The sequence below is a fragment of the Chrysiogenia bacterium genome, assembly GCA_020434085.1.
Lineage (GTDB): Bacteria > JAGRBM01 > JAGRBM01 > JAGRBM01 > JAGRBM01 > JAGRBM01.
Map to the genome: position 1 here is coordinate 1 of JAGRBM010000356.1, position 3326 is coordinate 3326.

4 protein-coding genes are annotated in these 3326 nt (G+C 63.9%); all 4 read left to right on the forward strand.

Going from position 1 to position 3326, the window contains the following annotated elements; translation table 11 throughout:
• The first annotated feature begins 106 nt into the window (after positions 1-106).
• The 4 genes from KDH09_12335 (at position 107) to KDH09_12350 (ending at position 2888) form a co-directional block, all read left to right on the forward strand.
• Positions 107-571, forward strand: coding sequence for a Crp/Fnr family transcriptional regulator (locus KDH09_12335; GenBank protein ID MCB0220478.1), 465 nt, complete (start codon positions 107-109; stop codon positions 569-571).
• Positions 572-580: 9 nt separating this feature from the next.
• Positions 581-757 (forward strand): hypothetical protein, encoded by a 177-nt coding sequence (locus tag KDH09_12340; GenBank protein ID MCB0220479.1) that lies wholly within the window; start codon positions 581-583, stop codon positions 755-757.
• A 55-nt stretch (positions 758-812) separates the two neighbouring features.
• The gene (locus KDH09_12345) at positions 813-1769 is read left to right on the forward strand and encodes an exopolyphosphatase (protein MCB0220480.1); all 957 of its coding nucleotides are present in this window, start codon (positions 813-815) and stop codon (positions 1767-1769) included.
• A 90-nt stretch (positions 1770-1859) separates the two neighbouring features.
• On the forward strand, positions 1860-2888 hold the full coding sequence (locus KDH09_12350) for a hypothetical protein (protein MCB0220481.1): 1029 nt from the start codon (positions 1860-1862) through the stop codon (positions 2886-2888).
• Positions 2889-3326: the final 438 nt, after the last annotated feature.

Genomic DNA, 3326 nt, shown 5'->3' on the forward strand with positions numbered 1-3326 from the left:
AAAAGCGCCGCCCACTACGTCGAATACGGCCGCGGCCACGCCGCCCTCTTCACGAAGTAGGCGCTTTCCGCTAGAGATAAGGGACGGGGAAGGGGACGGGACACCGGTGAGCCTTCAGGACACATTGCAGACGCTCGAAGTCTTCTGCGAACTCGACGAGAACGAGATCGCCGAAGTCGCGCAGATCGTCATGGAAAAAGACGTGCCCGTGGGCCAGCCCCTGTTCGTGGAGGCGATGAAGGGCGAGACCCTCTTCATCGTGCTCGAAGGGACCGCCAGCGTCACCCGCAAGCTCGAAGACGGCCGCGAAGTGCAGCTCTACGTCGCCGAGGGCGGCGATTTCCTGGGATCGCTCTCCCTGTTCGAGCCCGGCGAGCGCCGCGTCTCGGCCAAGACCATCGAACCCAGCAAGATCCTCATCATCCGGCGCAAGGATTTTCTCAAGCTCGCCGACAAGTCGCCCAAGACCGCATTCCGCTTCGCCTTCGAACTCGTGCGCGCCTCGCTCGAAAAGCTCAACGACATGGCCGAAGTCCATGTGGAGACGATCGAGGCGCTGAAGAAGGCGTGAATCCGGATCGTGCACGTGCTCGTGCAGGTGCACGTGCACGTTGAGATGTATCGGTGGCTGTGGGGCATCCACCTTCTCTCCGCCAATATTGTTGCTGAGAAATTCGCCCGCTTCTCCACCACCTTGTTGATCCCCCGTCACACCCGTGCCATGAAGGGCGCGCTAGGTTTGCGCCGCACCCGGTGACGACCTCGCTGCTACGTAGCCTCAGCACACTCGCGAAGGGACCGCCGCGCCGCTCATGTCCAAGCCCGCCCGCAAGCTCGTTGCTTCGATCGACCAGGGAACCAACACCGTCCGCCTGCTGGTGGTCGATGCCGCGCAAACGCCGCCAAAACCGCTGGCGCTCGAGCAGCGCATCGTGCGCCTTGGTGGCGGCTTTTCCGATGAGGGGAAGATCACCGACGCCGCCATCGAGCGCGCCTTTGCCGCGCAGCGCGAATACGGCAGCATACTGCGCAACCTGGGGTGCACCGATATTTCGGCCGTGGGAACGGGCGTCCTGCGCCAGGCGCCCAATGCAAGCGAGTTCGTCGAGCTCGTGCGCAGCGAAGCGGGCATCCCGCTCGAAATCATCAGCGGCGAGCGTGAGGCCGAGCTCTCGGTCCTCGGCGCGCTGGGCGCGCTGGGCGTCGGCGCCGAAGACGCCGGTCGCTACCTCATCGTCGATGTGGGCGGCGGCTCCACCGAGTTCGCCCTCTGGCAGGGCGGCGAGATCCGCGCGCGCATTTCCATCCCCATCGGCGTGGTGAGCCTGACCGAGAGCGAGCTCAAGTCCGATCCGCCCACGAGCGCCGAGGTCGAATCGGCCGCCGCGCGCGTGCGCGCCGCCTTCGCCGATCTGGGCGAAGTCGAAGCGCCGTTTTCCGAAGGCGATTGCGAAGTGGTGGGCTGCTCGGGCACGTTCACCACGCTCACCGCGCTCGCCAAGGAGCACGAGAGCTACGATCCAGATGTCATCACCGGGGCGCGCCTCTGCGTCGCGGAACTCGACGCGCTCCTGGCCGAGTCCCTGCCCATCCAGGCCGAAGAGCGGCTCACGCGCTGGCCCCTGCTGCCGCGCGGGCGCGAGGACCTAATCGTGGGCGGCATGATCCTGTGCAAGGAAATCCTTCATCGCACCGGGCGCCAGAGTGTCCTGATTTCGGACGGTTCGCTTCTCGAGGGCGTGCTGTTGCACCGCCTCGCCGGGCTATGAAACAATCCCCCGCGCTGCTAGAGAAAGTAACGCGCGCCTGAACCGGGAATGGGTTCGGGCGCGTCTTGGGGACACGTGAAGGGGGAATCCATGTCTTTATCCGGAATCTGCGCACGCATTACGAACCTGCTGCTCGCCATGCTGCTGACACTTGCCGGCGGCTGCGCCGTTCTGGGCGGTCACATCAGCGACATGGAGATCAAGCCCGAGCGCGTGCTCGCCCAGAGCCAGCAGCCCATCCCGCTGGAACTGGCCTACTACATGGACATCCAGCACCGCGGCCTCACGCAGGCCGTCGGCCTTGCGGGCGGCGACAACGTGCGCGTGCACATCGGCAAGCTGCTCGACGACACGATGCAGAAGAATCTCAAGCTTGCCTACAAGTACGTGACCGTGCTGCCCAACCATCTCTACAATACAAAGCAATGGGCCTTCGATTATCCCGGCACCGTCATCGTGGAGATCGAGGAAGTCGCCATCAATCCCGCCAACCAGAGCGTGAAAATGTCGGCGGTGTTTTCATTCTTCGTACGCGGCCGCCGCAAGGTGGGTGAGGCGCGCATCGCCGAATCCACCACGCCGATCAATCTGCGAGCCGACGAGACGACCGAGGACGAGCGCAAGATCATCGACTCGGGCAGCGACGCCGACCGGCTCGAACTGGCAACGCAGAAGACCATCTCCAAGATCGCGCGGCGTTACTTCATCCTGCAGCCCAAGCTGCTCAAGCCGGTGAAGTTCAAGGGAGAGCTCACCTTCGTGAGCCCCTACCAGCTTCCGCTGAGTATCGACTTCAAGCCTTCAAGCCCCGAGCACGTGGACGGTGCCGCGCTTGCCGCCTTCCGCTCCGCGGCGGCCAAGCTCAAGAAATACCCGGGCATTCGCATCCGCATCGAAGTCCACGCCTTCGACTATCTGGACAAGGTCTACGAATACCCGCCCAAGATCCTGGCCCCCCGCCGGGCCGAGACGCTCAAGAACGCCTTCATTCGCGAGGGAATCGATCCCAACCGGATCGAGACCTTCCCCATGGAAGACGCCTTCCCCATCGCCAACAACAAGATCGAGAGCGGCTGGGACTCCAACGACCGCATCGATCTGGTGGTGCTGGCGCAGTAGGCGAGCTGCGCCTCTCCCCCGTGGCGGGGGAGGTGGCCGCCCTCCGTCGTGCAAGGCTTTGGAGGGCCGACTTGTCCGACGTAGCCTTGGCGGAGTCGGAAGGCCGGAGGGGGTAGTTTCGAGCTTGCGAATACCCCTCCCTGACCCTCCCCGCTGCGGGGAGGGAACCGGACCCTGTCAAAGGCACTTCTGCTTGGTTTGCGTTTTCCCGGCCCCGCCGGTAGCATTTTTCCCATCTTCTGCAGCAGGCGGCCCGCAGCTCGTGTTTTCGCCCAGATAAGCGCCCGCCGGGTAAGTGACGATCCATATGTTGAGGCAAAATCAAAATCGCGGCTTTCTGAACTGGTTCTCCCTGGCACTTGGCCTGCTGGCCCTCGTGCTGGTACAGGCCTGCGCCAGCCTTCCCAAGAAGGAACTGGAGGAGGCCGATGAGGCCAT

What these genes read in the sequence shown, in the direction of transcription:
- KDH09_12345 (MCB0220480.1), top strand. Translation starts at nt 813, where the DNA reads ATGTCCAAGCCCGCCCGCAAGCTCGTTGCTTCGATCGACCAGGGAACC.
- KDH09_12350 (MCB0220481.1), top strand. Translation starts at nt 1,860, where the DNA reads ATGTCTTTATCCGGAATCTGCGCACGCATTACGAACCTGCTGCTCGCC.